This window comes from Vibrio sp. V19_P1S1T109, assembly GCF_002241375.1.
GTDB lineage: Bacteria > Pseudomonadota > Gammaproteobacteria > Enterobacterales > Vibrionaceae > Vibrio > Vibrio anguillarum.
Genome location: NZ_NDIM01000325.1, coordinates 1 through 6022, shown reverse-complemented (window position 1 = coordinate 6022; position 6022 = coordinate 1). Strand labels below are relative to the sequence as shown.

Sequence of the window (6022 nt, the reverse complement as noted above, 5' to 3'; positions counted from 1 at the left end):
ACACATCTGCATCGGCTTAACTATCGAAAACTCTTATTTTAGAATTTTAATCTCTGGTTGCCCGATATCGAGCTCTTGAACATGCCAATCCAAACCTAATTTCGGCATCGTTTCTAAAAACAGATCAGGGTCAAGCTGCTCTAAGTTAAACACGCCCGATTGTGCCCAATGCCCTTGGAAATACTGCAATGCCGCAGTAATGGCAGGAACGCCCGTGGTGTAAGCGATGGCTTGGTGCTCTACATCATGGTATGCCACTTCATGGTCTGCATTATTGTAGATAAAGACACTGCGCTGTTTACCATCCTTCCAACCTTGCACCCAAGTACCAATACAGGTCAGGCCTTTGTAGCCAGGAGCCAAAGAGGTTGGGTCTGGCAGCATCGCTTTAAGCACTTGAAGTGGTTGAACCACAGTACCATCTTGCAGCGTCAATGGGTTTGGACTCAATAAACCAATATCACGCATGCAATTGAAATAGTTGAGATAACGATCGCCAAAACCCATCCAAAATTCAATACGTTTGGCCGGAATAAACTCTTTCATCGAACGCACTTCATCGTGCGACATGGAGTACACCTTGTGCTGGCCGCACTGAGGAAAATCAAATTCTAGCATTCGTGAATGGCAAGGAGCACGCTGCCACTGCCCTTCTTCCCAATAGAAAGAGTCGCCTTGAATCTCTAACATATTGGTTTCTGGATCAAAGTTAGTCGCAAATTTTTTGCCGTGATCGCCTGCATTAATGTCCATCACATCAATACTGTCGATTTCGTCAAAGAGGTGTTTCACCGCATACGCGGCAAACACACTAACCACGCCCGGATCAAAACCAGCACCGAGAATAGCGGTAATGCCTGCTTGCTTAAATTTTTCACGAAATGCCCATTGAGGATCATACGCTTCAGGCACTTGTTGACCTTCAGAGCAAAGGTCAACAGCAACCGATGTATCTAGATAGGAAACCTTGGCTTGATAACATGCTTCCATGATTGGCACGTTTACCCAAGGAGGGCCAGCGTTGATCACAAGATCAGGCTGGACTTCTTTAATTAATGCAACTAACGAGGCTACGTCATCCGCCTTGACGGTGCGTGCCTCAAGTTTTTTAGTTGGATCTTTAAGGTTATTTTTTCCTTTGATCGATTCAATGATCTTCTCGCACTTTTCAAGAGTACGAGAAGCAAGAACAATATCACCGAGTATGTCGTTGTTTTGGGCCGCCTTATGTGCGACAACCCAGCCAACGCCTCCCGCGCCAATTTGTAAAATAGACATGGTTGTTTGTATTCCTTTATGCCTTGGCTAGCTCAGAGGCTAGTACTTCAATCTTATTAAGTAATGCTTTGAAATCTGACAGTTGTAAGCATGGGTTTAAAATGGTGAATTTAAGCGCTGTTTTGCCATCCACAATCGTCTCGCCCAACACCGCGACACCACGTGTCAATGCTTCTAAACGCAACGCTTTGTTCAACTCGTCAAAATCTACCGCTTGTTTATCCACGGAACGGAATAACACGGTGGAGAGAGCAGGCTCAGCCAAGAGTTCAAAAGCATCGTGATGCTGAACTAAATCTGCCACTTGCAGTGTTTGTTCTAGCAGATGATCGTACATTTCACCCAAAGCCTTAGGGCCTACGTTTTGCATTGTCATAAACACTTTCAATGCATCAAAACGCTTGGTCGTAGAAATAGATTTATCCACCAAGTTTGGCAGTTCATCATGTTCACGGTTAAGGTAATCCGCATGATGCAGTAGATACTTGAAGTGACTTTTATCTTTGAGCAACACCGCGCCACAACTGATCGTTTGGAAGAACAATTTATGGAAGTCGACGCTGACCGAGTGCGCACGCTCAACGCCCTGCAAACGTGCTTTATGGCTACTTAGAACCAATGCGCCGCCGTATGCTCCATCCACATGCATCCATAGATCATGTTGCTGTGCTACATCCGCGATCGTCGACAGATCATCAATCGCACCGTGATCCGTTGTGCCTGCCGTTCCAACAATAGCAAAAGGAATAAGACCTTCCGCTTTCGCTTGTGCAACAACCGCTTCCAGTTTGGTGACATCCATTGTGCCGTTTGGATTCGCATCAACCGCCAAAATGGCTTTCTCGCCCAACCCCATCCAAGAGGCCGATTTTTGCACGGTGAAATGCGATTTTTTCGAGCACACAATACGCAGCTTATCGGCATACTCAGGTAAGCCCAGCTTTTGAATAGAATGACCACTTAATTTATCGGCAATCCAATCACGAGCTAACATTAAACCCATTTGGTTACTTTGCGTGCCACCACTGGTGAAAATACCATCCGACTGAGCGCCGAGTTCGTATTTCTCACACATCCAATCAATCACTTTCTGTTCAACATAGGTAGCAGAAGACGATTGATCCCATGAGTCCATGGACTGGTTTAATGCACCAATCATCGCTTCAGCCACTACTGATGGCATCAAGGGTGGCGTGTGCAGGTGAGCAATACAATCTGGGTGTTGAACGATAATGGAATTTTTGGCTACCAGATCTGCCATTTCAGAGATCACATCCTTCAATGGCGCATTTTTGTTATCCAAATCTACTGCGTAAATCGCTTCTTCAAGCTGCTTTGGATCCAAACCTGAATAAGGCGCTTTGGCTTGTTCAAAGACAGCTTTCATCGCAGAAGTGGCATGGTTCATCACAGCGGCAAATTCATTGCTACCCATTTCACCGGTTTGGATAAAATGCTTCTTCCACGCTTGATTTTCTGGCTCTGGATCTTTCTCGCCGCCACCTGCAGCTAAAATCGCCGCTTCAAGAGTGCGCAGGGCAAAATCGATCTGCTCGAATGAGATGATAATCGGTGGTAAGAAACGAATAACGGATCCTTCACGGCCACCTTTTTCAACCATCAACCCACGCTCAAGTGCCGCGCGTTGGATAGCGAGTGTTAATTGGCCATCGGCCATTGGCTCGCCAAAATTGTTCATTTCACCGTTTGGTTTACGAATCTCGAGGCCGAGCATCAAACCTTTGCCACGAACTTCAGCAATACAATTCACTCGGCGTTGAATCGCTTCAAGACCTTCGCGTAGGTACTGACCCGCGACATTAGCGTGTTCAACGAGGTTATCACGTAAAATAATTTCTAACGCTTTCGCACCAGAAACCATGGCCAATTGGTTACCACGGAACGTGCCTGTGTGCTCACCCGGTTTCCAAGTATCGATCTCTTTCTTGAACACAAGAATAGACATTGGTAGACCGCCACCAATGGCTTTAGATAGGCAAAGAATATCAGGACAAATGCCAGACTCTTCAAATGCAAAGCGGTAACCCGATTTACCCACGCCACACTGAATTTCATCGAAAATTAATAAAATACCGTGTTCATCGCAGATACGGCGTAGTTCACGCAGCCAGAATGCTGGAGCGGGAATAACGCCACCTTCACCTTGAACAGGTTCAACAATAATGGCCGCCGGTTTCATGATGCCTGCTTCGTCATCGTTCAGCAGACGTTCGATGTAGCGAATGCTCGCTTTGGCACCTTCATCGCCCCCTAAACCAAACGGGCAGCGCAAGTTGTATGGGAATGGCATAAAATGCACATCCGACATTAACCCTGTGCGACGAGCTTTGGTATTCAGGTTGCCCATCATACCCATCGTACCGTTGGTCATCCCGTGGTAAGCACCGCGAAACGCAAACATGGTGTTACGACCCGTTGTCTGCTTCACCAGCTTGATAGCCGCTTCAACGGCATCCGCACCAGAAGGTCCACAAAATTGAATCGCGGAATTTTTTGCAAACTCTTCAGGCAAAAATGCTTTTACTTGCTTGATGAATTTGTCTTTAGCGTGCGTTGTCATATCCAATGTCTGATATGGCAGACCTGAATCTAACTGCTCTTTCAGTGCTTGATTGATCTCAGGATGGTTATACCCAAGCGCCAACGTTCCCGCGCCCGCTAAGCAGTCGAGGAAAATTTGTCCGCGCGTATCTTCTACTAACGCACCATAAGCTTGCTTGATGGCAATCGGTAGACGGCGTGGGTATGAACGAACTTCAGATTCATGCTCAATTTGATCGAGTAGAATTTGGTCCGGTGTGAGATCATAAATACCTTCAACAACAGGTACCTGAGATGAAAAAATGTTTGCGATAGTGTTATCGACTTCAAAGGCTGTGCTCATTTCCCTTCCCCTTGAATGTGAAAATTTCCGCCTATTTCCTTGGTTTGGTTTGAATATAAGGAAATATGACATAGCAATAAGCTCCGTATTAGCCAAAGGGCAAAAACGGAAATTGGTTCATCGTCTTCGATGAAAGATTACTAAATCAGAGAATCAAGGTTCGGTGATAGAACTGTCTTCAAGCACAGGGCATAGAGGAAGTACAAAGCTGATTAACGTCAGTGTGTTAAGTGATGATGAGTTCAATGTTGGGTTTCCCATTCACATGCAGCTCCCGCTGCAAGAGTATCCCGTCTATCAACAAAAGGACTTGCTGATACCTACCCTACGTAATGTCACAATCAGCCTGAATGGTCATTACGCGTGTCCCCCAGAAGCTACTGTCCGAGATTGGTGCGAAAAATATCAAAAAATAATTACGCTGGCAATAATTTTCAATAAATCGATAAAAACTTAAATTTTCTATTGATTAAGAATATTGATAAATCAAATGGTTAGTTTATAAAATGAATCAGCCCTCGTATTACGGAGGGCTGATTATTCTTATGCGTTTTTTGGCAAAGATAAACGAAGCAATATATAGCCTACAATCGCGGCAGTGGTTGAGCCCATTAATATACCGAGCCGTGCAAACGTATCAAATTCAGCATTGGTCGGTCCAAAAGCCAATGACGAGATAAAAATCGACATTGTAAAGCCAATACCACATAGCACTGACACGGCAAAAATATGCTTGAAATTGATCCCCTCAGGCAATTTAGCAACACCGAGTTTCACCGCAGTCCAACTGAAGGTAAAAATACCCAATGGCTTACCAATAAATAGGCCAAGAGCCACGCCCAAAGGCAACATTGACGTGAGGCTAGATACGGAGATCCCTTCCAGTGAAATCCCGGCATTGGCAAATGCGAACAATGGCAGAATACCAAAAGCGACATACGGGTGTAGCGCATGCTCAAGATGTTTTAGCGGAGAATATTCGCCTTTATCACCTTTCAGCGGAATAGCAAAACCAATCACTACACCAGCCAAGGTGGCATGAACACCAGATTTAAGTACGGCAAACCATAAAATCGCACCGACAATTAAGTAAAGGCTGATTTTGGTAACATGCTTGTTGTTTAGTATAAAAAGCACACCAGTCATTAAGAAACCGACGGTTAACGCAATGGTAGAAAGATCACCGCTATAAAATAGCGCAATAATGACCACAACCCCTAAGTCATCAATAATCGCAAGCGCCAGCAAGAACACTTTTAAGCTGATCGGAACACGTTTACCCAATAGCGCCATAATACCTAGCGCAAACGCAATATCAGTGGCCGCTGGGATCGCCCAACCTTGAATCGCTTGTGCATCACCAGCCGTAAACAGCACGTAAATTAATGCTGGAGCAAGCATACCGCCGACGGCAGCAATGGCTGGGAAAATAGCCGTTTCTTTGGATTTAAGAGCACCTTCCAACAATTCACGTTTGACTTCTAAACCAATCAACAAAAAGAATATGGCCATTAAGCCATCATTGACCCAATGCGACACTGACATTCCAAACACGTAGGAATGTAAAAAAGATTGGTAAACATCATTTAGCGGTGAGTTAGCAATCATCATTGCAATTGCAGCAGCAATAACCAGCAAAATACCACCTGCTGATTCCATCTTGAAAAAGTCGCGAATCACATCACTCATGATATCGTCCTTATAGTTATGCATGTTAATAAACCATTAACAAATGAATATGACAGAGTTTATACAGTAGCTGATAGAAGTAAAAATCGCTTGTTCAGATATTAAAAATCGGAATTTCCGAGTCAAGCATAACAATACAACGTATATTCC

Annotated in this window: 3 protein-coding genes; all 3 read right to left on the bottom strand. The window is 44.7% G+C overall.

The genetic code is table 11. From position 1 onward, the window contains the following. Positions 1-33: 33 nt before the first annotated feature. The 3 genes from B9J87_RS15585 to nhaA all read right to left on the bottom strand — a co-directional run bounded on the left by B9J87_RS15585 (position 34) and on the right by nhaA (position 5872). The gene (locus B9J87_RS15585; RefSeq protein WP_094151621.1) at positions 34-1278 is read right to left on the bottom strand and encodes a carboxynorspermidine synthase; all 1245 of its coding nucleotides are present in this window, start codon (positions 1276-1278) and stop codon (positions 34-36) included. Between the two features lie 16 nt (positions 1279-1294). Beyond that, complete coding sequence (locus B9J87_RS15580) at positions 1295-4183, bottom strand: pyridoxal phosphate-dependent class III aminotransferase (protein ID WP_094151618.1); 2889 nt, start codon at positions 4181-4183, stop codon at positions 1295-1297. A 543-nt stretch (positions 4184-4726) separates the two neighbouring features. Further along, positions 4727-5872 (bottom strand): Na+/H+ antiporter NhaA, encoded by a 1146-nt coding sequence (nhaA, locus tag B9J87_RS15570; RefSeq protein WP_176429551.1) that lies wholly within the window; start codon positions 5870-5872, stop codon positions 4727-4729. Between the last annotated feature and the right edge of the window lie 150 nt (positions 5873-6022).

Coding starts and splice junctions, on each gene's coding strand:
- nhaA (WP_176429551.1), bottom strand. CDS start 5,872: ATGAGTGATGTGATTCGCGACTTTTTCAAGATGGAATCAGCAGGTGGT.
- B9J87_RS15580 (WP_094151618.1), bottom strand. CDS start 4,183: ATGAGCACAGCCTTTGAAGTCGATAACACTATCGCAAACATTTTTTCA.
- B9J87_RS15585 (WP_094151621.1), bottom strand. CDS start 1,278: ATGTCTATTTTACAAATTGGCGCGGGAGGCGTTGGCTGGGTTGTCGCA.